The organism is Brachybacterium sp. AOP24-D1-21, assembly GCF_052378665.1.
Classification (GTDB): Bacteria; Actinomycetota; Actinomycetes; order Actinomycetales; family Dermabacteraceae; genus Brachybacterium.
Genome location: NZ_JBQSXX010000001.1, coordinates 3,124,167 through 3,145,963 on the forward strand (window position 1 = coordinate 3,124,167; position 21,797 = coordinate 3,145,963).

Genomic DNA, 21,797 nt, shown 5'->3' on the forward strand with positions numbered 1-21,797 from the left:
CGCCGTCTCGGGCGTGCCGGCCCCGGTCGTTCCGGCGCAGCTCCTGGGCGCCGGGCGACGAGATCGACGACGGCGAGATCGAAGAAGGCCCCGAACCGTGTGGTTCGGGGCCTTCTTCGGTGCTGCGGGACGCGGTACGTCGCTCAGGTGGGCGTGACCCGGCCCGAGCTTCTGCCGCTCGTCCCTCGCAGCACGTCGATCAAGGGGGTACGTCAGGCCTTGCCGAGGATTCGGTTCAGCTTGGTGCCGCACACCGGGCACACGGCCTTGGCCATGCGACGACCGTTGGAGACGACGACGTTGCCCTCGGCCTCTCGCTTCTCGCGGCACTTGACGCAGTAGAACTCTCCGGCATAGGTCTCGTCGGCCATATCCGCTCCTCGTTGCTTGTCGATGATGAACATTCCCAGATACGCAGCTCTCACCGCGACGCCGGGACCGCTCCACTGTAATGGTGCGGGAAGGCCGGGCACGAATCAGGAGACTGTGGGGTGTGGCCCGATCGGGGCGGCCCGTCGCGCGCTTCGGGTTCAGGGGGCTCTGAGAAGAGCCGAGGAAGTGCGCGCAACGAGCCGACATCGGAGGCCCCGAAGGCGGCAAGAAGCCTGGAAGGGCCGTGGGACCTCGGGGGCGCTCAGTACCACGCGCACCTTCCCCGTGTGCGTCCTACTAGTTATCCCGGGGTCCCACGTGCAGGAGAACTTAGCGCCTGTGGACCACGCAGGTCAAAGAACGATCGGGGACCGATTGTGGACAACCCTCCTCCCACTGTGGACAGAATGTCGATCACGGTGCCGCCGTTGTGGAGGAACCGTCATGTTTCCCGGCCATAACGGTCTGACCGGCGCTTCTGCAGTGCACAGCTGTGGATGAACTTTTCTTGCCCCGCAGACGTGCCAGGCTGTGATCCATGAGTGATCTCGTCCTCCATGAGCATGTCGCCGGTCCCCGCGGGGAGCGGGTGCTGGTGCGGCGCAGCGCGCGCCGCCGTCGCACCGTCTCCATCACCCGTCGTGAAGGCGATCTGGTGATCGCCATCCCGGCGACGTTCAGTGCCCGCCAGGAACGTCAATGGGTGACGAAGATGGTCGACCAGCTGGTCAGCAAGGAGGCTCGCCGGGCGCCGGCGCGTCGCAGCGACGCCTCGCTGCTCGCGATGGCACGGGAGGTCAGTGAGGCCTATCTCGGCGGGCGTGCGCATCCCAGCTCCGTGACCTGGTCCACTCGGCAGAACCACCGCTGGGGGTCGTGCACGCCATCCGACGGCACGATCCGGCTCTCGCATCATCTGCAGGGAATGCCCGACTATGTGGTGCGCTCGGTGATGATGCACGAGCTGACACATCTGCTGGTGCCGGGCCATGGGCCGGAGTTCAAGGCGCTGATGGCGAACTACCCGCAGGCGCAGAAGGCGCAGGGATTCCTCGACGGCGTCTCCTGGGCGAAGAATCTGCCGCAGGACGGCGAGGGCTGGAGGCACAGCGGGGGCAGCGACGACAGCGACGTCCGCGAGGACAGCGTGGAAGGCGAAGCCGGCGAGGACAGCGCGGACGGCGACGACAGCGACAACCGCGAGCGCAGCGTGGACGGCGACGCCCGAGAGGGCAGGAGGGCCTCAGCGCCCGCTCAGCCGCTCCACCGCGCGAGATAGGGCGCCAGGCCCTCGAGGCTCGCCGCCAGATCGGGCACGGTGCCCTCAGGCAACGCGGAGCTGTCGCGGGCCGGACCGGCACCGAGCAGCGGCCAAGGCACCCACCGCACCTCTCCGGATTCCTCGCTCACAGTGAGCGGCAGCTCCGCGGCGGGTGCCGATGCCCGGAACAGGAACTGCACGTCCCAGTGCTCGCGGCAGGCGCCGAACGCCGCATCGAGACCATGACGGTTCAGCACGGCGGGGCCCTGCCCCAGAGTCTCGAGGTCGTCGATCCCGATCTCCTCGGAGACCTCACGACGCGCGGCCATCTCCAGACTGGTCTCACCCTCTTCGAGGTGCCCGCCCGGCTGCACCCAGAAGCGCCCCTTGAGATGCCACACCAGCGCCACCTGTTCGGCGGGACCGTCGACGACGATCGCGCTCGCGGTGAGATGCCGGGGCCCGCCGTCCCGGTACAGCGCCCGCGGATTCTGCTGCAGCAGCTCGAGGTACTGAGCGGCGAGCGCGGGCCCGTTGACCGCGTGACGGGCCCTGTCCAGCTCTGCGAGCGCGGGGGAGGAGCTGGTGGAGCTGGTGGCGTCAGTCACGAGATGATCAGCGCCCCTCGGCATCGGGGGTGTCGTTGCCTCCCTCGGGACTGTCGCCTCCCTCGGGACCGGCGGGTCCTTCGCGACCGTCGGGACCCTTCGTGCCGTCGGAGCCCTCGGGGCCGTCGGAACCCTTGGGGCTGTCGGAGCCCTCGGGTCCGGCAGGGCCGGCAGAGCCCTCGGGTCCGGCAGGGCCAGCAGAGCCAGCGGGGCCGGGGCCTCGCAGCCCGCCCTGCTCATCCTCACGTGGTGCCTGCTCCTGGCCATCACCGGAAAGCAGCTTCGCCAGCTCGGCGTCGAAGTCCTCCGGGATCGCGACCTGTGCAAGCCCCTCGGCCTCCTCCTCGGAGGCAGCCTGCTGGGGAGCCCGCGGGCGGCCGGAGAGCACCTCGGCGCTGGGCAGCAGGTCAGGATGATCCCACTTCGCCTCGCGTCCGGACTCACCCTCGGTGGCCAGCACACTGTCCCACCAGGAGAGGGCTTCGCGCACCCGCCGTGGACGCAGCTCGATGCCGACCGTCTTCGAGAGCATCTGCTCGGCAGGCCCGCCAGCGGCTCGGCGTCGTCGCAGCACCTCACGCAGGGCCTCGAGATCAGGCAGCTTGCCCTCGAGCGCCTTGGTGGTCACGTGGTCCACCCATGCCTCGATCAGAGCCTGGGTGGTGGCGAGCTCCTCGAGAGCACGCTCCTGCGAGGCGCGGCGGGTGAAGACGAACATGTCCTCGGGACGCCGGGCCTGCATCGCGGCCGGGTCGGAGAGGTCCAGATCCCGGACCATCTCATCGAGCGCATCGAGGTCCAGGGTGATTCCGCGGGAGTAGTCCTCGATCGCCGAGAAGAGCGCCTTGCCCAGCCAGGGTGCAGCGCTGAACAGCGCGGTGTGCGCGATCTCGCGGGCGGCAAGGAAGATGCGCGCAGCGGCAGGGTCCAGAGAATGCGCGGAGATCAGGTCCTCGACGTTCGCGGCGACCAGGGCGGGCTCCCCGTCCCGGCCCAGCGGCATCCCGAGATCGGTCGTGCCGGCGGCCTCACGGGCCAGGGCGCCGATGGCGTGACCGAACTGGACGCCGAACATGGTCCCGCCGATCCGCTCCATCATCGCGGCCGGATCGCCACCGGGCAGTGGCATCCCAGCACCCATGTCACCCATCTGCCCCAACTGGGCGGCGATCGCCTCGCCGATCGCGCCGGCCATGTACTTCGCGACCGGTTCGACGATGGGCTTCCAGTGCGGAAGGGTGCGATGCAGCCAGGTACCGCGGCTGTAGACGCCGAGCTCCGCGGTGGGCACGTCGATCGCGATCACCGGATCCAGCCACAGCCGCGCCACCTGCGCAGCCTGCCGGAGGTCCGCGATCGCGGTGTCGCCGGGCGAAGGATCGCCGGGAGTCCCTGCCGGCGACTCGGCGCCGGGGATCCCGGCCTGCCCGGCGGCGGTGCGCCGGGCGATGTCCTCAGCCATCTGCCAGTTCACAGGGTCATCGCCCTGTGCGGCGAACATGTGCTGCATCTGGGCGGCAGCCGCCCGCAGCTGGGCGGGGTCCTGGGGGAGATCGGCCTGCTGCGCGAGCGCAGAGAGGTCCAACCCGTCCAGGGCACCCTCGGGGAGGGCGTCTCCGAACGTCTCTTTCAGGAAGCGCTTCAGCGCCTCCTCGTCCATATCACCGGGTCCACCCGGGATCGGGGAATCACTCATGGCCACCTCCAGCTGTGCGTGGGTCCCCAGCCTACCGACCGCGCCTGATCGTCGCTCCGCGCGCCGCGAGGAGCATGCGGACGGTGGGGCACAATGTCGGGGTGACAGAAGACCCCACCGCCCCGTCGCCCGCCCGCAGGGTGCGCAAGCTGCTCGCCCGGTCCGTCGACGACGCGCAGCTCGCACGCCCGGTGCTGGCGCTGGTCTCGCTGCTGCTGCTGTGCGTGATGATCCTGGGCGGCTCCTTCATCCCGGTGCCCTATGTCATCGAGCGTCCGGGGCCCGCGATCGATGTGCTCGGCGAGTACGACGGCGAGCAGATCCTGGTCATCGACGGGGCGGAGACCCATCCGACCGATGGCGCGCTGATGATGACCACGGTCTCCGTCGACGGCGGGCCGGGATACCGGGTGACTCCGGTGGAGGTCGTCGCCGCCTGGTTCGACCGCTCCAAGATGGTGCTGCCCAAGGAGGCGGTGTTCCCCGAGGGGCAGACCCGCGAGCAGACCGTGCTGAACAACACCGCCGCGATGAGCACCTCCCAGCAGGGTGCGGTCGCCGTGGCGCTGGACGAGCTCGGACTCGAGTACGAGTCCGTGGTGATGATCGCGGGAGTCGAGGAGGGGGCGCCGGCCGACGGCACCCTGGAGGGCGGGGACGTGATCGTCTCCGTCGGCGGCGAGACGGCGAGCTCCCTCGAGGGCTACCGCGAGCTGATCCGGGCCACGCCCGAGGGTGGGACGGTCCCGATGCGGGTGCGGCGCGCCGGTGAGGAGCTGGACCTCGAGGTCCCCTCCGAGATGGCCGACGGATCACCCCGGATGGGCGTGGTGCTCGCCGCAGGCTATGAGTTCCCGATGGACGTCCAGATCGCGGTCGGGGACATCGGCGGACCCAGCGCCGGAATGATCTTTTCGCTGTCCGTCTATGACGAGCTCACCCCCGGCGCCCTGACCGGCGGCCACCAGATCGCCGGCACCGGGACCATCGCCGTGGACGGCGCGGTCGGCCCCATCGGAGGGATCCGCCAGAAGATGGTGGGCGCCGACGAGTCCGACGCCGAGTTCTTCCTCGCGCCGAGCGCCAACTGCGACGAGGTCGTCGGCTACGAACCCGAAGGGCTCGAGGTCGTCGCCGTGACGGACTTCGAGGACGCGCTCGACGCCACCGAGACCATTGCCGAGACCGGCAGCGCCGAAGGCCTGCCCACCTGTGAGGACGTGAACAACGAATGAGCAAGCGCAATCGACGCCGCACTCCGCCGAAGCCGACAGTGGTGTTCGACTACGGGGGTGTGCTGAGCGCCGGGCATGACCCGGTGCCGGACCTGCATGAGCTGCTCGGCGGCGAGCCGTCGGTCCTCGAGGAGGCGCTGTGGCGTGAACGGGGTGCCTACGACCGCGGGGACACCACCCTCGCCGAGTACTGGGCCGCAGTGGCCGCCGCCGTCGGGGTCGAGGAGCTCTCCGAGGACGAGATCGCCGAGCTGCAGAAGGCGGACAACCGCTACTTCCTGCGGATGGACCCCGAGTCGAGGTCGCTGATCCACGATCTCGCCCGCAACGAGGTGCGCCTGGCCCTGCTGTCCAACGCGTCGGTGTCCTTCGCGGAGGAGGTGCGCCGTGCGGACTGGTTCGAGGCGTTCACCCTCGCCGTTGTCTCCGGCGAGGAGCGAGCGGCCAAGCCGGAACGCGAGATCTACGAGGTGATGCTCGACGTCCTCGCCCACGAGACCGGGGGAGTGTCCATCCCCTCGGCCGTCATCTACTTCGACGACCGCCAGGAGAACGTGGACGCCGCGAAGGAACGCGGCATCGACGCCCACTTCTGGCCCCGCAACGGCGATGTGCACCCCGAGGGGACCGAGCACGGCGCGGTGACGGCACGCCGGCTGCTCGCCGAACGCGGCGTCCCGCTGGACTGAGCGCTTGGACCGAGCGCTTCCGACTGGGCTGAGCTCTTCCGCCCGGACTGCTCGACTGCACTGTTCGACTGGACTGAGCGCGTGCGACCCGCACGCAATGGGGACCGATCCGGCGCCGCACGGGCGATATGGGTGGCACGCGTCAATCTCGGCCCCGCCATCGGGGGTCAGAGGCCCGGATGCGGGTAGAGTCGGGCAGTGCGACACATCCCGTGCGGCACCGCTCTGCGGCGCGCCGGTGAGAATCCCCAGAACCCCTCTCCGAACAGGAACACGAGTTGGCTGAATTCATCTACTCCATGTACAAAGCCCGGAAGGCCGTGGGCGAGAAGGTCATCCTCGATGACGTCTCCATGAGCTTCTACCCCGGTGCGAAGATCGGCATGGTCGGCCCCAACGGCGCCGGCAAGTCCACGATCCTGAAGATCATGGCGGGGCTGGACCAGCCCTCCAACGGCGAGGCGAAGCTCTCCCCGGGCTACAGCGTCGGAATCCTGCTGCAGGAGCCGCCGCTGGACGAGTCCAAGACCGTCCTGGAGAACGTCCAGGAAGGCATGGGCGAGCTGTTCCAGAAGGTCCAGCGCTTCAACGCCATCGGCGAGGAGATGGCGGAGCCCGACGCCGACTTCGACGCGCTGCTGGAGGAGATGGGCAAGCTCCAGACCGACATCGACGCCGCCAACGGCTGGGACCTCGACTCCCAGCTCGAGCAGGCGATGGACGCCCTGCGCTGCCCGCCCGGCGACGAGAAGGTCACCCACCTCTCCGGTGGTGAGCGCCGTCGCGTGGCGCTGTGCAAGCTGCTGCTGGAGAAGCCCGACCTGCTGCTGCTGGACGAGCCCACCAACCACCTCGACGCCGAGAGCGTGCTCTGGCTCGAGCAGCACCTCAAGCAGTACGAGGGCGCCGTCATCGCCGTCACCCACGACCGGTACTTCCTGGACCACGTGGCCCAGTGGATCGCGGAGGTCGACCGCGGTCACCTGTACCCCTACGAGGGCAACTACTCCACCTACCTGGAGAAGAAGGAAGAGCGCCTCAACGTCCAGGGCAAGAAGGACCAGAAGCTCGCCAAGCGCCTCAAGGAGGAGCTGGAGTGGGTGCGGTCCAACGCCAAGGGCCGCCAGGCGAAGTCCAAGGCCCGACTGGCCCGCTACGAGGAGATGGCCACCGAGGCCGAGCGCACCCGCAAGCTCGACTTCGAGGAGATCACCATCCCGCCTGGCCCGCGGCTGGGCAACCAGGTCATCGACGCCAAGGATCTCAAGAAGGGCTTCGGGGAGCGCGTGCTCATCGACGGGCTCTCCTTCACCCTGCCGCCCAACGGCATCGTCGGCGTCATCGGCCCCAACGGCGTCGGCAAGACCACGCTCTTCAAGACCATGGTGGGCCTCGAGCCGCTGGACGACGGCGAGCTGAAGATCGGCAAGTCCGTCAAGATCAGCTACGTCGACCAGAACCGCGAGAACATCGACCCGGAGAAGAATCTCTGGGAGGTCGTCTCCGACGGGCTGGACTACATCCAGGTCGGCAAGGTCGAGATCCCCTCACGCGCCTACGTCAGCCAGTTCGGCTTCAAGGGCCCGGACCAGCAGAAGAAGGCGGGGATCCTCTCCGGCGGTGAGCGCAACCGCCTGAACCTCGCGCTGACCCTCAAGCAGGGCGGCAACGTGCTGCTTCTCGATGAGCCCACGAACGACCTGGACGTGCAGACCCTCGGCTCGCTCGAGAACGCGCTGCTCGAGTTCCCCGGCTGCGCCGTGGTCGTCTCCCACGACCGCTGGTTCCTGGACCGGGTCGCGACCCACATCCTGGCCTATGAGGGCACCGAGGAGAACCCGGCGAACTGGTACTGGTTCGAGGGTAACTTCGAGTCGTACCAGACCAATAAGGTCGAGCGCCTCGGCGAGGACGCCGCACGTCCCCACCGCGTGACCTACCGCCGCCTGACCCGCGACTGAGACAGACGATCTGCCGGACGCGCCCGCACGACACGCCGCCCCGCTCGCCATCGCGAGCGGGGCGGCGTCATGCTCAGAAGGATCAGACCCCGGAGACGGCGGGGTCCAGGCTCGCCACCACACGCTCGGAGGGTGTCCCGGACTCATTCCCAGGGGGCATCTCGCGGGTCACGAAGAGACGCTCATCGCTCTCCTCGGTGGTGAACCTGATAGAGCCGTCGTCGGCGAGATCAAGCACCCCCAGACTGCGCTGCACCCCATCGGTCTCGCCCCAGAGCTCGAGGACCTCGTCCTCCCAGCCCACGACCCCTTCGGCGCGCAGTGAGATGCCGTCCTCGGTGATGACCGCGCGCCAGGTCCCGTTGTCGCTGACTCCGGGGACCAGCTGGGCGCCGGCGGTCATGGTGTGGTTCGCCCAGGCTGAGGCGAGGCGCTCGGACTCCTCGAGCTGATGGTGGACATCCGACAGCAGATAGCCGAGCACCAGCAACGCGGCCACTGCAGCTGCTGCGACGGTGCGGGAGAACCACGGGACGCCGCGGCGCCCCTGCGCGGCGCGCCGCTTCTCGCGCCGGCGGTCGCGACGCGAACGCTGCTTCTCATCGGTGGCGCGGAAGGAGAAGGCGGGGGACGAGGCGCCCTCCGGAGCGCCCGTCGGCAGAGCCGCCTCGCTGCTGGCGGCCATCGACGAGCCGTCCTGTGGCTCCACGGCGCTGGAGTGGCGTCCGCCCGCCATCGCCGGCGGGCCGACCATCCGACGCTGCGAGTCGGTTCCGAGCACCGGAGTGGCGTAGTCGCCCCGATAGCTGGGCTCGGGCTCTGCGGCGCCTGCAGGACGGGCCGAGAGCGGACTCGAGCGGGCGCCATCGGTCCGCACTGCACCGAAGCCCTCGAGCACGGCGAGGCGCAGATCGCGAGACGGCGGGACCGTGGTCAGCAGCGCGAGACGCGCCGCGGCCTCGATGGCATGGCGATGAATCCCTGCCGTCTCCGGATACCGGGTCAGCTCGCGCAGTCGGAGCCGCTCACCCTCCTCGGCGAGGGCCAGGGCATCGAGTGCGGCCAGCGCTCGAGTCTCCACATCGGGCGGACCGCCGAAGGGGACCAGCTGATCCAGTGCCTGGGAGAGGATCACGGCGTTCTGCTGGCGAGGCTGCCCCGTGTAGGAGAACCGCCCCTGGGCGGCGGATTCGACCAGCGCACGATGTGCCGGCGGCAGCTCCAGCAGCACGCGCAGCACCTCCACCTCCCGTCGGTCGCGGGTGCGGTCGTTGACCAGGTCCGGTGCGACCAGGGAGCGCACGTCACCGCTGGGGTTGGTGGCCACTGCGGCCCGTCGGGCCCGGTCCAGCACCGCCGCCTCGCCCGGCAGCCCGCTCGCGGCGAGATCGCCGGCCTCTCGAAGGCAGGAGCGCAGCACCGTCACGGCGAGCTTCTCCGCCCGCGCCGAGGAGCCCGTCACATGCACGGAGAGGCCGTGGATGCGGGGCCCGAGCACGTCCACCAGTGCGGCCGCGGCACGCTGATCCCCACCGGCTGCTCGCCGCAGCAGCGTGCGCGTCGGATCGAGGCGCTCTCCGAGGTCGATGGTGTCCTCCGGGATCGCGGGCATCTCCCCGGTCCGTATGTCGCTCCCCATCGGGCGCCTCCGTGCGTTCTGCTCTCGTCGTCGGGGCACCGTCCCCCACGGTGCCGCACCATTGTCGCAGGCAGTGACGCCGGTGAGGGGCGAATGCCGCTGTCGGCGCGGGAACGGGCGGCCCCACCGGGAGGAAAGCTCTTGCAAGAATGTTGCACAGCGAGGGAGTTCTGCGTGTCGGACGATCTGGCAATCGGGCATCTCCCCTGGTAGGGCGGCGGAAAATGCGGGCAGAACATCGTCGTCCGAAGCGCAAGAAATGTGCAAGACCTGTCAACGTCCTCGGGTACCGTGGTGCCATGAAGCCGATCTCCACGATCACGGTCTCCTCCGACCTCCCCAGCGTCCTCGAGCCTCTGCGCGACCTCGCGCTGAACCTGCGCTGGACCTGGCGCCGTCAGACCGTCGACCTGTTCCGCTCGCTCGACCCGCAGGTGTTCGCCGCCAGCGGGGAGAACCCGATCGCGATGCTCTCCCGGGTCCCGGCGGGGCGTCTGGCCGAGGCGGCCCGCGACGAGACGTTCCTCGCGCAGATGCGTTCTGAGGCTGGTGACCTGCGCACCTACCTCGACTCCGGTCGCTGGTTCCAGCGCACCGTCCCCGGGGCACAGGGCGCCGGTGACGGCTCCTCGATCGCATATTTCTCCATGGAGTTCGGGATCACCCCGACCCTGCCGATCTACTCCGGGGGCCTCGGCATCCTCGCCGGTGACCACCTGAAGTCCGCCTCGGACCTCGGGGTGCCGCTGGTGGCCATCGGCCTGCTCTACCAGTGGGGCTACTTCTCCCAGTCGCTGGACCCCAGCGGGTGGCAGCAGGAGAACTACCATCACAACGATCCCGAGCAGCTGCCCATCTCTCCCGTGCTCACTTCCGCCGGAGAGCAGCTGACCGTCTCGGTCACGATGCCGGGCGGCCGTGAGGTCGCCATCGCCGTCTGGAAGGCGCAGGTGGGCCGGGTCCCCCTGCTTCTGCTCGACACCAACCTCGAGACCAACGACGAGGATGCCCGCCAGATCACCGACCGGCTCTACGGCGGCGACCACGAGCACCGCATCGTCCAGGAGATCGTGCTGGGGATCGGCGGCGTCCGCGCCGTCGAGGCGTACGCCCAGGCGACCGGAGCTCCGGCACCCACCGTGTTCCACCTCAACGAGGGCCACGCGGGCTTCTCTGGCCTCGAGCGTGTAGGCCGCCGGATCGACGCCGGGGCCAGCTTCTCCGAGGCCGTGGCCGAAGTGCGGGCGGGCACCGTGTTCACCACCCACACCCCGGTGCCGGCCGGCATCGACCGCTTCGACGCCTCCCGGCTGCGCAGCTACCTCGACGCCGACGAGACGGGCCTGTCCCGCCTGATCCCCTCGCTGCCCGTCGAAGCCGCACTCGCCCTCGGGATCGAGAAGGGCGGGGACGTGTTCAACATGGCCCAGCTCGGATTCCGCATCGCCCAGCGCGCCAACGGCGTCGCGAAGCTCCACGGCGCGGTCTCCCGCGGCATGTTCCAGGACCTCTACCCGGGCTTCGACGTGCCCGAGGTGCCGATCGGCTCGGTCACCAACGGCGTGCACCGCCGCACCTGGACCTCGGCGCACATGGATGACCTGTACAAGAAGGCGCTCGGCGACGTCGACATCTCCTCGCTGAGCGACTGGAGCGCCCTGGCGACCCTCACCGACCATGAGCTCACCGAGACCCGCAACGCGCTGCGCGCGGATCTCGTGACGATGGCTCGGGATCACGTCAAGGAGTCGTGGCTGCGCCGCGGTGCCGACGAGGCAGAGCTCGCCTGGACCGAGCACATCCTGGATCCCAACGCCCTGACCATCGGCTTCGCCCGCCGCGTCTCGACCTACAAGCGCCTCACGCTGATGCTCTCGGACCCTGAGCGTCTCAAGAAGATCCTGCTGGACGAGTCGCGTCCGGTCCAGATCGTGGTGGCGGGCAAGTCGCACCCGGCCGACCGCCCCGGCAAGGAGTTCCTCCAGCAGCTGGTGCAGTTCGCCGATGACCACGGCGTGCGCCATCGCATCGCCTTCCTGCCCGACTACGACATCCGCATGGCCTCGGTGCTGATCGCCGGCTCGGACGTGTGGCTGAACAACCCGGTCCGACCGGAGGAGGCCTCCGGCACCTCCGGCATGAAGGCCGTCCTCAACGGCGGGCTCACCTTCTCGGTGTCCGACGGCTGGTGGGACGAGATGAAGGACGACGAGGCGGGATGGACCATCCCCACCGCGGAGGTCCCCGACCAGTCCGAGCGCAACCGGATCGAGGCCGAGGCCCTCTACGAGATCCTCGAGCAGTCGATCGTCCCGCTGTTCTACGAGCGTGACGCGCGCGGCATGCAGCGTGGCTGGATGACCAAGGTCCGCTCCTCGCTGGTCAAGGTCGCCCCGCAGATCGTCGCGGCACGCATGGTGCGTGACTACGTCACCGACCTCTATCTGCCTGCCGCCCGGGCTGCGTCCGCCTTCGCCTCGGATCCGGCGCTGGCCGGCGAGTTCACCGAGTGGAAGGCCGCAGTGCAGCAGGCCTGGTCTGCGATCGCCGTGAGCGGGGTGACCCTCGAGGGCACCGACGGGTCGACGGTCTCCACCGGCGCCGAGGTCACGCTGGTGGCAGACGTCGAGCTGGGCGGCCTTCGCGACACGGACGTGCTGATCGAGGCGGTGCTCGGTGAGATCGGCGCGGATGATGAGATCATCGATCCTCAGCTGATCCCTCTGCAGCGCGGGGACGACGGCCGCTGGGCCGCACGCTTCGCGCTCGCCGCTCCCGGCGAGGTGGGCTACACCGTGCGGGTCACGCCGCAGCACCCGGTGCTGGCCTCCCGCGCCGAGCTCGGGCTGGTCGCCACCGCCTGAGCGACCCGCCGCACCACCACTGAAAGGCCCCGACCCCGTGCCGACCCGCCGCCAGCTCCTGCTCACCACCGCTGCGATGGGACTGGCCGGGGCCGGGGCGCTCAGCGGCTGCTCCTCGGATCGGTCCGTCGAGCTCGAGGACGGCGACACGCTGCGGATGCGGGTGTGGAGCGAGGCGGCAGCGGCGGCGTACGAGGAATCCCTCGCGGAGTTCACCGACAGCACCGGGATCGCGGTCGAGGTAGAGGTGCTCGGCTGGGATGACTACTGGACCCAGCTGCCCTTGGACGTGGCGGCGAAGAACCTGCCCGACGTGCTGTGGATGAACACCGCGAACCTCGCCCAGGCTCATGCCAGCGGGCGGCTGCTCGAGATCGGCGAGATCGTCGGCGAGACCTCCTCCCGGTGGGAGGGCGTCGCGACGGACCTCTATCGGCTCGAGGACGGGCTGTGGGGTGTTCCCCAGCTCTGGGAGCAGAGCATCCTGGTCGCGCACGAGGGCCTGGTCGCCGCGGCCAAGGGTGACGCGACCGCGCTGAGCTTCGACCCCGGCGCGCCGACGGACCCGCTGCGGGACCTCTCCCGCGCGATCACCGTCGACGGGGAGGGCCGCCACCCCGGGGACGAGGGCTTCGACCCCGGCACCCGGGCGACGTTCGGCTTCAGTGCGCATCCCGACCGTACTGCGGTGCTGGGACCGTTCATCGCTGCTCAGGGCGGCAGCTGGCAGGACGAGGACGGGACGATGTCCTTCGCCTCCGACGCGGGCACCGCTGCGGTCCAGTACCTCGCCGATCTCGCCTCTTCGCACCTCGGCCCGGCGGGGTCGGAGACCACCGCGGACCCGACGCTGTGTCGGAACCTCTTCCTCCAGGGCAAGCTCGGTCTGCTGCAGACGGGCACCTACGATCTGCACACCCTGGCCGAGGAGATCGGTGGCAGCTTCGACTGGGGCATCCATCCCGTCGTCGCCGGCTCCCAGGGCCCCCGCCCGCTGGTCCACGCGATCGCCGCCGTCGGCGTCGAGGCGAAGAAGGATGAGCGGGCCGCAGCGATCGCCGAGCTGCTGAACTGGCTCGGTGGCGCGGACGGCCAGCGCGTGCTCGCGGAGAACCGCCTGGGCATCCCGGCCCATCGCGATCTGCGCGGCGCCTGGGAGGAGAGCTGGGCGGAGGCCGGGGTGGACGTCTCGGTGATCGAGGCGCCCGAGTCCGCGGCGCGCCCCGAGACGGGGGATCGTTCGGCGATCGCCACCGGCACCGCTCTGCAGGGCATCGCGAAGATCTTCCGTGGCGAGGCCACCGCCGCCGAGGCGCTCCCCGAGGCGCAGCAGGCCGCCCGGGAGGCGATGGGCTGAGCAGGGCTCGACGGAGCGGCGAGGGCTGCACGGAGATCTGAAGCGAGAGCTGGGTCTATACTCGGCCGCGGACACGGGGTGCGTCGTACGACGCTGAGATCACACCCGTGGAACCTGATCTAGTTCGTACTAGCGAAGGGATGTCCTCCATGGCTCCGTCGTACCCTGCCCGAATTCCCCGTGTGCTCTCGATCGCCGGCACGGACCCCTCCGGGGGAGCCGGCACCGCCGCGGATCTCAAATCCATCACCGCCGCAGGCGGTTACGGCATGAGCGTGGTCACCGCGCTCGTCGCCCAGAACACCCGCGGCGTGCGGGAGATCCACGTCCCGCCGGCCCCGTTCCTGGACCGGCAGCTCCGCGCGGTCAGCGACGATGTGGTGATCGATGCGGTCAAGACCGGCATGCTCGGCACTGCCGCGCTCATCGCGACGGTCTCCGAGTGGCTCGACGAGCATCCCCCGCAGATCCTCGTCGTCGATCCGGTGATGGTCGCGACCAGTGGTGACAGCCTCCTGGCGCCGGACGCAGAGCAGGCCATGATCACCTTCTGCTCGCGCGCCACCGTCGTGACCCCGAACATCGAGGAGCTCGCACGCCTGACGGGGAGCGAGCGCGCCCGTGATGAGCGGGCCGCCCTCGAGCAGGCCCGAGGATGGGCCGCACGGACAGGTGTCGCCGTCGTGGTGAAGACCGGACATCTGGACTCCGCGACGGTGACGAACACCTGGGTGGGCCCCGACGGCATCTGCCTCCCGGTCCCCTCGACGCGGGTGAGCTCGACCAGCACCCACGGCACCGGATGCTCCCTCGCTTCGGCGCTCGCCACCCGATTGGGCAGCGGGGAGTCGCCGCAGGAGGCGCTCGCCTGGTCCACCCAGTGGCTGCATGAGGCCATCTCCCACGGGGAGGCGCTGCGGGTCGGGAGCGGCCACGGTCCGGTGGACCACTCCCACCGCGCCCGCCGTCTGCAGGCCGCCGGGGAATCCACCCCCTGGCTCGGTCCGGGAGCTGTCCCACCCATCCTCGACTCCCCGGACCAGATCCTTTCGGCGCTCGGTGCCGCGCTCCCGGCAGCGGCGCGGATCGAGCCTGCCGTCGCCCCGGCCGGGCCATGGACGCAGGCGCTGTGGGCTGCGGGGGAGCCCATCGCTCGCAACATCGCGGAGTCCGACCTCGTCCGTCAGCTGGTCGACGGCAGTCTGCCCCCGAACGCTTTCGCGTTCTACCTCGCCCAGGACTCGCTGTACCTGCGTCGCTACTCCCGCGCGCTCGCGGCGCTCTCGGCCGCTTCGACCGATGTCGTGGCCCAGGTGTTCTGGGCCCGCGGTGCGAGCAGCTGCCTCACCGTCGAGTCCGCGCTGCACCGTGGCCGGCTCGGTGAGCAGGAGGAGATCGGGGTCTCCCCGGTGACCAGCGCCTACACCGACTTCCTGCTGGCCACCACCCTCGGGGAGGAGCGTGCTGTGGGAACCGCCGCCGTGCTGCCCTGCTACTGGCTGTACGCGCAGACGGGGGCCACACTGCCCTCCGTCCCGAGCGATCACCCCTATGCGGACTGGCTCGACACCTACCGTGACCCGGGCTTCGTCATCGCCACGCAAGGAGCACTGGAGCAGGTCGAACGGGAGCTCGCCACAGCCTCCCCAGCGGTCCGCTCCGCAGCGGTCCGTGCCTATCTCCTCGCCAGCCGGCATGAGCTGGAGTTCTTCGACCAGGCGCTGCGCCTGGCGGCACCGGTTCCAGCGGACCAGCACGAGACGATCCTGGAGGGGGCGCTGTGAGCGGGACCCATATGCTGCCGGGGACCCCGATCGCGACCACCGATGAGCGCCTCCCCCCGGCCGGCCGGGCCGCCCTGCGCGCCGGCGTCGTGGGCAACTGGGTGGACAACATCCACGTCTTCCTGCCGCTGACCGCGCTGGCCCCGGCGATGGTCGTGCTCGCCGGGCCCGCGGCAGCAGCTTCGACGGGGTCCCTGATCGTCGTCGCGATGCTGTTCGGGCGGCCCGTCGGCGGGATCGTGTTCGGGCGCATCTCGGATCGTCTCGGGCGCACCCGCACCACCCGGGTCGCGATCGCCGGAACCGCCGCCTGTGCGCTGGCGATCGCCATGACGCCCACCCACGAGATCCTCGGTGCGGGGACGATCGCCCTCATCCTCGCGCTGAGGTTCCTCGGCGGAATCTTCGTGGCGGGGGAGTACTCGGCTGCCATCCCGCTCGCCATGGAATGGTCCCGGCCCCGACGGCGCGGCCTCATGAGCGGATTGATCCTCTCGATGGCGCCGTGGGCGCAGGCGAGCATCGCCTTCTCGGTGGCGATGCTGCTGATGATGCTGGGCCCCGATGCCTACGCGGCGTGGGGGTGGAGGCTGCTCTTCGTGCTCGGAGCACTGGCCTCGATCGGCATGCTGATCTACTACAGCCGCCAGGTCACCGACGCCCCGGTCTTCCACCGACGGGCCCGGACCACGTCGGTGCGCCCACGAGCGGGCCTGCGGGATCTGCTCACCGGCCGCTGGGCCTCGTCGTTCTGGCAGGTCTTCCTCCTCATGACGGGGCTCTGGCTGCTCACCAACACCACGGTGCTGCTGCTGACCGGCCGACTGGGGACCGACACCGGACTGCCCGCGACCGGCGTCTCGATGGCGATCGGGATCGCCTCCATCGCCCAAGCGGTCGTGATGGCGCTCGCCGGTCACCTGTCGACCCGAACCGGTCGACGCACCCTGTTCATGGCCTGGGGACTGGTCGCTGCGGTGGCCGGCCCGCTCGTGTGGTGGCTCGCAGTCACCTCGCAGTCCTTCGGCCGAGCGGCAGTGCTCGCGGCCGTGCTGCAGGTCATCACCGTCTCTGCCTACGGCCCGGTCTCGGCGTACCTCTCCGAGCGGTTCCCGACCGAGGTGCGCTCCACCGGCTACGGCATGGGCTACAGCCTCTCCCTCGTCCTTCCCGCGCTCTACCCCTTCTACCTGCCGTGGCTCGAGGCGCTGCTCGGGCGTCACGGGTCGGTGATGGCGCTGATCAGTCTGGGCGGCGGGCTCCTCGTGCTCGGTGCCGCGCTCGGGCCCCGACTCTCCCCACGGGACGTCGACGCTGACATCGATACCGTTGCCGACGGGGTCCGCGAGCACGGGCCGGTGCAGACGACGGAGGGAGCACGATGAGCCCGACGGACCCGGACCTCGCCCCGGTGGCGCACGTGCTCGCTGCCGTCCGCCGGCGCCAGCCGCTGGTGCACTGCCTCACCGCGACGGTCTCCATGGGGATCGTCGCCGACGGGCTGCTCGCCGCCGGCGCACGCCCCATGATGACCGAGACCCTCCAAGAGGCCCCCACCCTCACGACGCTGGCCGATGCGCTCGTGATCAACCTGGGCACCCTCAGCACCGACGCGATGGACGGCATCCCGGCGACCGTCGCCGCCGCCGTGCGGGATGCCCGCCCCTGGGTGCTGGACCCGACCGCGATCGGGATCGCCCCGGTGCGGACCGCGCTCGCGCGCACCCTGCTCGACTCCCACCCCTCCGTGGTGCGAGGGAACGCTTCCGAGGTGCTCGCCCTGGCCGGAACCGGGCGTGGCGGGCGCGGCGCGGACTCCCAGACGGATCCCGGGAGCGCCGAGGACGCCGCTATGCAGATCGCAGCGCACACCGGCGGCGCCGTCGCGGTCTCGGGCCCCGCCGATCTCGTGCTCTGCGGCGACCGGCGGACCCGCCTGGCGAGGGGGAGCGAGCTGCTGACACGGGTCACCGGCACCGGGTGCCTGCTCGCCGCGCTGACCGCGACCTGCCGGGCCGTCGAACCCGACGCCTTCACGGCCGCGCTCGCCGCGACGACCTGGATGGCCCTCGCAGGAGAGACGGCCGAGCGCTGCTCCACCCGGCCGGGCTCCTTCCGCATGCATCTGCTGGACGCACTGGACGAGGTGGGACGATGACCCTGGATCTGCGCTGCTATCTGGTGACCTCGGGGACTGGCCGGCGCACGGTCGAGGCCGCGGCGGCTGCCGCCGCGGGCGGTGCCGGGGTGATCCAGGTCCGGGCCAAGGACGCCACGACCACCGAGCTGCTGGAGCTGACCTGCGCCGTCGCCGCCGCCGTGCACGAGGCGCGGCCCGCCGCCCAGGTGCTGGTCGATGACCGCGCCGACGTCGCCTTCGCCGCACGCCGCAGGGGCGCCGCGGTGCACGGCGTGCATCTGGGGCAGGACGATCTCCCAGTCGCCGCGGCACGCGCGATGCTGGGCCCGGAGGCGATCATCGGCCTGACCACGGGGACGCTGGAGACGGTCCGCCGGGCGGAGGAACTCCATGAGCTGCTGGACTACGTCGGCGCCGGACCGTTCCGGCCCACACCGACGAAGGACTCCGGTCGTGCTCCCCTCGGCCTGGCCGGCTACCGGAGCCTCGTGGCGGCGACCAGGCTCCCCATCGTCGCGATCGGCGGCATCACCGTCGAGGACGTCCCGGCGCTCGCACGGACAGGGATCGCCGGGATCGCGCTGGTGCGGGGCCTGATGGACGCCGACGATCCGGAGCGCGCCGCTCGGGACGTCGTCACCGCGGCCGGGCCGTGACAGACCGGCTCCGGTGAGGAAGACTCAAGACCGACCATCCGCGTGCATCGAGGGAGGGATCCCATGGCCACTGTCGCCCACCCCTCTCAGGAGGCGCTCCTGAATCGGATCCGCAGCCTGCTCCCGCCCGGGCGAGCTGTCCGAGAAGTCTCGATGTTCGGCGGCAGAGCCGTCATGCTCGAGGACGCGATGCTGGTCTCCGTCGGAGGTGACGGCTCGCTGCTGGTCAGGGTCGAGCCCACGCGCCACACCGAGCTGCTGACGCAGGATGGTGCCCGGCAGGCGGTGATGGGGACGCAACGGTCGATGGGGGAGGGCTGGATCGACGTCGAGCCCCGCGCCCTGGCCGAGGACATGGCCCTCGGCCGGTGGCTCCAGGACGCACTCGAGTTCCACGACCGCTGAGCGGTGGAACGCTCCCGGCCGCTGGATCCGGGTGCTGCTGGCGCTGCTCCTCAGCGCCCGCCGGACAGCACCCGCCGTTCAGCGCCCGCCGGTCAGCGCCTGCCAGCAAGCACCCGCTGGTCAGCGGGCCTGCTTGGCCCGGATCATGCCCTCCTGGGTGACGGTCGCGACCAGGTCACCGCTGCGGTCGAAGAGCTGGCCGTGGGTCAGGCCGCGCCCGCCGCTCGCGGAGGGGGAGCGCTGGACGTAGAGCAGCCAGTCGTTGGTGTCGACGTGCTTGTGCCACCAGATGGCGTGGTTGATCGTCGCCATCTTCAGGCCGGGCGTCATCCAGCTCAGCCCCTGACGGCGCAGGATCGGCTCGAAGGGCGTGTAGTCGCTCGCGAAGGCGAGGATCGCATCATGCGTGAGCGGTTCCGCCTCGATCGGGGCGAGCATGCGCATCCACACCATCTGCGACTCCGCACCTGCCGCATCCGGGCGCAGATAGATCGGATCGGTGACGTGACGGATGTCGATCGGGCGCTGGGTGGCCCAGAAGCGCGCCACCGGATGATCGATCCCGTCGAGCACCTCGGCGGTGGTCGGCAGCCCCTCGGGATCCGGCGCCTCGGGGGCGCGCTCCTGATGCTCGAGCCCGTCCTGGTCCTCCTGGAACGACGCCGTCATCGCGAGGATCGTGCGCTCCTCCTCATCAGCCTCCTTGCCGGGCTGGGTGGCCAGCACCCGGCGCACGGAGAACGAGCCGCCATCGCGCAGCGCATCGACCTGGAAGCGGATCGGATGCGAGGGATCGCCCGGGGCGAGGAAGTAGGAGTACATCGAGTGGATGCGGCGATCGGGGGAGACCGTGCGGCCCACCGCCGTGACGGCCTGGCCCATCACCTGCCCGCCGAAGACGTGCCCGCCGGGATGAGGGGAGGAATCACCCTGATATGCGGCGACGGTAGCCGTCGTCGAGAACTCGCCGAAGGGGGCGCTCTCGCGCAGATCCAGCAGATCCACGAGACCGGCGGCGATCTTCGAGGGGTCGGTGTGCGCAGAGGTCATGCGGCCGATCGTACTGGCGATGACGCCTACGATGAGAACCATGGCACCTCATTCCCTCGCCGATGCACCCGATCTCACGCCGGGAGAGCCGCAGCCCCTGGATATCCCGGTCGCGGTCCGCTGGACGGACCTCGATGCCTACGGCCACGTGAACAACGCCGCGGTGGTGCGCCTGCTCGAGGAGGCGCGCATCGCCGCCTTCTGGCAGCCGCCAGCCGAACAGGTCGAGCTCGGTGCGCCGCAGCCGCCGGCAGCGCTTCCGGTCGGCGGGGCCGGGGCGGCGGTCAGCACGGTCATCGCCTCGCAGCGGATCGAATACGCGCGGCCGCTCGGCCATCGCCGCGACGGCGTGGTGGTGCGGCTGTGGCTCTCCCGGATCGGTGGAGCCAGCCTCAGCGTCGACTACCTCGTGCTCACCCGCGACGATCCCGACGCAAGGACTCCCTACGCCCGGGCACGCACCGTGGTGGTGCTGGTCGACGCCGAGTCCGGCGCGCCCGTCCGCCTGGAGCAGGAGACCCGCGACCAGCTCCAGCAGTTCTCCGGCGAACCGCTGCGCTTCCGCGACTGAGCCCAGCTCAGCTCAGCTGATCGGGGACGGTCTGCCCGGCCGCCGGTGCCTCGCCGCCGTCGACCGTGTTGAGCAGTGAATGCGCGGCCCGATCCAGGTAGTCCCACAGCGTCTGCTCGTGCAGGGGTGCGAGGTCCAGGGTGTCGAGGGCGGCGCGCATATGTCGCAGCCACGCATCGCGGGCCGAGGGGGAGACCGGGAAGACGGCGTGCCGCATCCGCAGCCGCGGATGGCCGCGCTCCTCGCCGTAGGTCTTCGGACCGCCCCAGTACTGCTCGAGGAAGGTGCACAGCCGGTGGCGCGCCCCGGTGAGGTCCTCCTCCGGATACATCGGACGCAGTTCGGGATCCTCGGCGACACCCTCGTAGAAGCGGTCCACGAGCCGTACGAAGGTCTCATGGCCGCCGACGGCTTCGTAGAAGCTGATCTGCTCGGGCTGGGGGGACGGGGTGGTCATAGCTGGCGCTCTCCGGTCTTGGGGGTCACGAAGGTGGGAGTCATCTGCGGGCTGTCACTTCTGGACGGTCTCGACGAAACGGGGCATGGCGAAGGCGATGTCCGCGGCGGCGAAGCCGTCTCGGATCCGGGCGCGCAGCTCTCGCTCCACGCCCCACTGCTGACCGGGAGGGGTCTGCATCACGACACGGCGCTGGTAGCGGTTCGCATCCACGGCGAGCATGCCGGTGATGCTCGCGGCGGCGAGGATCTGGTCCTCGAATTCGGGATCCGCGGCCAGCTCGGCGGTGACCGACTCGAGCACGGTGGTCACCTGGTCGTCATCCGCCGCAGCGTCGATGTCGAGCACCACCACGGCATTCGAGAAGCCGCGTGCGTAGTTGCCGACCCGGATGATCTCGCCGTTGCGCACCGTCCACAGCACCCCGTCGATGCCGCGCACCTGGGTGGCGCGCAGGTTGATCGACTCGACGGTGCCCTCGGCGTACTCGATGTCCACCCAGTCGCCGACGGCGACGATGTCCTCGAAGAGCATCACCACGCCCGCGACCACGTCCTTGATGATGGTCTGGGCACCGATGCCGGCCGCCAAGCCCACCACCCCGAGACTCGCGATGACCGGGGCGATGTTCACCCCGATCTCGGAGAGGATCATCACCGAGGCCACGGCCCAGATCATCACGTGCGCGATGTTGCGGGCCACGTTAGACAGGGTGTGCGCACGCTGTTCGCGACGGGCCTGGGCCGCCTTCTGCGAGCGTGGATCCCGTTTGATCACGGTCCCGGCCACGGTGGAGAGCTTCGATCCGGACTGGACCATGGTGCGGAAGAACCGGCGCAGCAGCCAACCGGCCAGGAGACTCGCGATCGTGGCGGCCAGCAGGATGACGACGATCTTGACGCCGCTGGTGGCCAGCCAGCGCAGCAGCTGATCCATCAGGCTCAGCGCCTCATCGGTGGTGGGTGAGGTCAGCAGCGGTTCGAGATCCAGGGGGTCGTCCAACATACTTTCGACGATATCGCCCGGGCCGCCAGAAGTCTGGAGGAGTCCAG

19 protein-coding genes and 1 riboswitch are annotated in these 21,797 nt (G+C 70.2%); of the genes, 12 read left to right on the top strand and 7 right to left on the bottom strand.

Annotated elements, in window-relative coordinates:
* Window positions 1-212 precede the first annotated feature (212 nt).
* The gene (locus ACT3UF_RS14005) at window positions 213-371 is read right to left on the bottom strand and encodes a DUF5679 domain-containing protein (RefSeq protein ID WP_137771171.1); all 159 of its coding nucleotides are present in this window, start codon (window positions 369-371) and stop codon (window positions 213-215) included.
* 539 nt (window positions 372-910) lie between these two features.
* On the opposite strand from ACT3UF_RS14005, the gene ACT3UF_RS14010 reads away from it, so the two are divergent.
* Window positions 911-1,651 (top strand): M48 metallopeptidase family protein, encoded by a 741-nt coding sequence (locus ACT3UF_RS14010; protein ID WP_441444160.1) that lies wholly within the window; start codon window positions 911-913, stop codon window positions 1,649-1,651.
* Here ACT3UF_RS14010 and ACT3UF_RS14015 read toward each other — a convergent pair.
* Together ACT3UF_RS14015 and ACT3UF_RS14020 are read right to left on the bottom strand one after the other, a co-directional pair.
* The gene (locus tag ACT3UF_RS14015) at window positions 1,627-2,241 is read right to left on the bottom strand and encodes an NUDIX hydrolase (RefSeq protein ID WP_441444159.1); all 615 of its coding nucleotides are present in this window, start codon (window positions 2,239-2,241) and stop codon (window positions 1,627-1,629) included. The genes ACT3UF_RS14010 and ACT3UF_RS14015 overlap by 25 nt on opposite strands.
* Window positions 2,242-2,248: 7 nt before the next feature.
* Window positions 2,249-3,937 carry a zinc-dependent metalloprotease gene (locus ACT3UF_RS14020; protein ID WP_444608392.1) on the bottom strand — a complete coding sequence of 563 codons (1,689 nt, stop codon included), beginning with the start codon at window positions 3,935-3,937 and terminating at the stop codon, window positions 2,249-2,251.
* Window positions 3,938-4,038: 101 nt separating this feature from the next.
* On the opposite strand from ACT3UF_RS14020, the gene ACT3UF_RS14025 reads away from it, so the two are divergent.
* The 3 genes from ACT3UF_RS14025 (at window position 4,039) to ettA (ending at window position 7,822) form a co-directional block, all read left to right on the top strand.
* Window positions 4,039-5,172, top strand: coding sequence for a YlbL family protein (locus ACT3UF_RS14025; RefSeq protein ID WP_441444157.1), 1,134 nt, complete (start codon window positions 4,039-4,041; stop codon window positions 5,170-5,172).
* A complete protein-coding gene (locus ACT3UF_RS14030; protein WP_441444156.1) occupies window positions 5,169-5,861 on the top strand; it encodes an HAD family hydrolase in 693 nt (230 codons plus the stop codon). Before ACT3UF_RS14025 ends, ACT3UF_RS14030 begins: the two co-directional genes overlap by 4 nt.
* Before the next feature lie 278 nt (window positions 5,862-6,139).
* A complete protein-coding gene (gene ettA / locus ACT3UF_RS14035) occupies window positions 6,140-7,822 on the top strand; it encodes an energy-dependent translational throttle protein EttA (protein WP_442331705.1) in 1,683 nt (560 codons plus the stop codon).
* Between the two features lie 82 nt (window positions 7,823-7,904).
* Here ettA and ACT3UF_RS14040 read toward each other — a convergent pair whose 3' ends face one another.
* Window positions 7,905-9,461 (bottom strand): RNA polymerase sigma factor, encoded by a 1,557-nt coding sequence (locus ACT3UF_RS14040; RefSeq protein WP_442331706.1) that lies wholly within the window; start codon window positions 9,459-9,461, stop codon window positions 7,905-7,907.
* A 299-nt stretch (window positions 9,462-9,760) separates the two neighbouring features.
* Here ACT3UF_RS14040 and glgP point away from each other — a divergent pair, with 299 nt between their 5' ends.
* The 7 genes from glgP to ACT3UF_RS14075 all read left to right on the top strand — a co-directional run bounded on the left by glgP (window position 9,761) and on the right by ACT3UF_RS14075 (window position 18,667).
* Window positions 9,761-12,325 (top strand): alpha-glucan family phosphorylase, encoded by a 2,565-nt coding sequence (gene glgP, locus ACT3UF_RS14045; RefSeq protein ID WP_441444153.1) that lies wholly within the window; start codon window positions 9,761-9,763, stop codon window positions 12,323-12,325.
* Between the two features lie 37 nt (window positions 12,326-12,362).
* Window positions 12,363-13,682, top strand: coding sequence for an extracellular solute-binding protein (locus tag ACT3UF_RS14050; protein WP_441444152.1), 1,320 nt, complete (start codon window positions 12,363-12,365; stop codon window positions 13,680-13,682).
* A 64-nt stretch (window positions 13,683-13,746) separates the two neighbouring features.
* Window positions 13,747-13,840, top strand: a riboswitch (TPP riboswitch).
* Window positions 13,832-15,466, top strand: a complete 1,635-nt coding sequence (locus ACT3UF_RS14055; RefSeq protein ID WP_441444151.1) for a bifunctional hydroxymethylpyrimidine kinase/phosphomethylpyrimidine kinase — start codon at window positions 13,832-13,834, stop codon at window positions 15,464-15,466. Its footprint overlaps the riboswitch before it by 9 nt.
* Complete coding sequence (locus ACT3UF_RS14060) at window positions 15,463-16,851, top strand: MFS transporter (RefSeq protein WP_444601155.1); 1,389 nt, start codon at window positions 15,463-15,465, stop codon at window positions 16,849-16,851. The genes ACT3UF_RS14055 and ACT3UF_RS14060 overlap by 4 nt, the downstream gene beginning before the upstream one ends.
* Complete coding sequence (gene thiM / locus ACT3UF_RS14065) at window positions 16,848-17,624, top strand: hydroxyethylthiazole kinase (protein ID WP_441444149.1); 777 nt, start codon at window positions 16,848-16,850, stop codon at window positions 17,622-17,624. The genes ACT3UF_RS14060 and thiM overlap by 4 nt, the downstream gene beginning before the upstream one ends.
* On the top strand, window positions 17,621-18,262 hold the full coding sequence (locus tag ACT3UF_RS14070) for a thiamine phosphate synthase (RefSeq protein WP_441444148.1): 642 nt from the start codon (window positions 17,621-17,623) through the stop codon (window positions 18,260-18,262). The genes thiM and ACT3UF_RS14070 overlap by 4 nt, the downstream gene beginning before the upstream one ends.
* A gap of 63 nt (window positions 18,263-18,325) precedes the next feature.
* Window positions 18,326-18,667, top strand: a complete 342-nt coding sequence (locus tag ACT3UF_RS14075) for a TfoX/Sxy family protein (protein ID WP_441444147.1) — start codon at window positions 18,326-18,328, stop codon at window positions 18,665-18,667.
* Window positions 18,668-18,787: 120 nt separating this feature from the next.
* Here the strand turns inward: ACT3UF_RS14075 and ACT3UF_RS14080 are convergent, their stop codons facing one another.
* Window positions 18,788-19,717 carry an acyl-CoA thioesterase gene (locus ACT3UF_RS14080; protein ID WP_441444146.1) on the bottom strand — a complete coding sequence of 310 codons (930 nt, stop codon included), beginning with the start codon at window positions 19,715-19,717 and terminating at the stop codon, window positions 18,788-18,790.
* A gap of 40 nt (window positions 19,718-19,757) precedes the next feature.
* On the opposite strand from ACT3UF_RS14080, the gene ACT3UF_RS14085 reads away from it, so the two are divergent.
* On the top strand, window positions 19,758-20,288 hold the full coding sequence (locus tag ACT3UF_RS14085) for an acyl-CoA thioesterase (RefSeq protein WP_441444145.1): 531 nt from the start codon (window positions 19,758-19,760) through the stop codon (window positions 20,286-20,288).
* A gap of 7 nt (window positions 20,289-20,295) precedes the next feature.
* On the opposite strand, the gene ACT3UF_RS14090 is transcribed toward ACT3UF_RS14085, so the two are convergent.
* Both ACT3UF_RS14090 and ACT3UF_RS14095 read right to left on the bottom strand, forming a co-directional pair.
* On the bottom strand, window positions 20,296-20,745 hold the full coding sequence (locus ACT3UF_RS14090; protein ID WP_441444144.1) for a globin: 450 nt from the start codon (window positions 20,743-20,745) through the stop codon (window positions 20,296-20,298).
* A 54-nt stretch (window positions 20,746-20,799) separates the two neighbouring features.
* Window positions 20,800-21,750, bottom strand: coding sequence for a mechanosensitive ion channel family protein (locus ACT3UF_RS14095; protein WP_441444143.1), 951 nt, complete (start codon window positions 21,748-21,750; stop codon window positions 20,800-20,802).
* Window positions 21,751-21,797: the final 47 nt, after the last annotated feature.

Bases quoted from the DNA above. Each gene is read 5' to 3' on its own strand.
- ACT3UF_RS14080 (WP_441444146.1), bottom strand. From the start codon at position 19,717: ATGACCTCTGCGCACACCGACCCCTCGAAGATCGCCGCCGGTCTCGTG.
- thiM (WP_441444149.1), top strand. From the start codon at position 16,848: ATGAGCCCGACGGACCCGGACCTCGCCCCGGTGGCGCACGTGCTCGCT.
- ACT3UF_RS14090 (WP_441444144.1), bottom strand. From the start codon at position 20,745: ATGACCACCCCGTCCCCCCAGCCCGAGCAGATCAGCTTCTACGAAGCC.
- ACT3UF_RS14075 (WP_441444147.1), top strand. From the start codon at position 18,326: ATGGCCACTGTCGCCCACCCCTCTCAGGAGGCGCTCCTGAATCGGATC.
- glgP (WP_441444153.1), top strand. From the start codon at position 9,761: ATGAAGCCGATCTCCACGATCACGGTCTCCTCCGACCTCCCCAGCGTC.
- ACT3UF_RS14020 (WP_444608392.1), bottom strand. From the start codon at position 3,937: ATGAGTGATTCCCCGATCCCGGGTGGACCCGGTGATATGGACGAGGAG.
- ACT3UF_RS14040 (WP_442331706.1), bottom strand. From the start codon at position 9,461: ATGGGGAGCGACATACGGACCGGGGAGATGCCCGCGATCCCGGAGGAC.
- ACT3UF_RS14005 (WP_137771171.1), bottom strand. From the start codon at position 371: ATGGCCGACGAGACCTATGCCGGAGAGTTCTACTGCGTCAAGTGCCGC.
- ACT3UF_RS14095 (WP_441444143.1), bottom strand. From the start codon at position 21,750: ATGTTGGACGACCCCCTGGATCTCGAACCGCTGCTGACCTCACCCACC.
- ACT3UF_RS14030 (WP_441444156.1), top strand. From the start codon at position 5,169: ATGAGCAAGCGCAATCGACGCCGCACTCCGCCGAAGCCGACAGTGGTG.
- ACT3UF_RS14085 (WP_441444145.1), top strand. From the start codon at position 19,758: ATGGCACCTCATTCCCTCGCCGATGCACCCGATCTCACGCCGGGAGAG.
- ACT3UF_RS14070 (WP_441444148.1), top strand. From the start codon at position 17,621: ATGACCCTGGATCTGCGCTGCTATCTGGTGACCTCGGGGACTGGCCGG.
- ACT3UF_RS14055 (WP_441444151.1), top strand. From the start codon at position 13,832: ATGGCTCCGTCGTACCCTGCCCGAATTCCCCGTGTGCTCTCGATCGCC.
- ACT3UF_RS14010 (WP_441444160.1), top strand. From the start codon at position 911: ATGAGTGATCTCGTCCTCCATGAGCATGTCGCCGGTCCCCGCGGGGAG.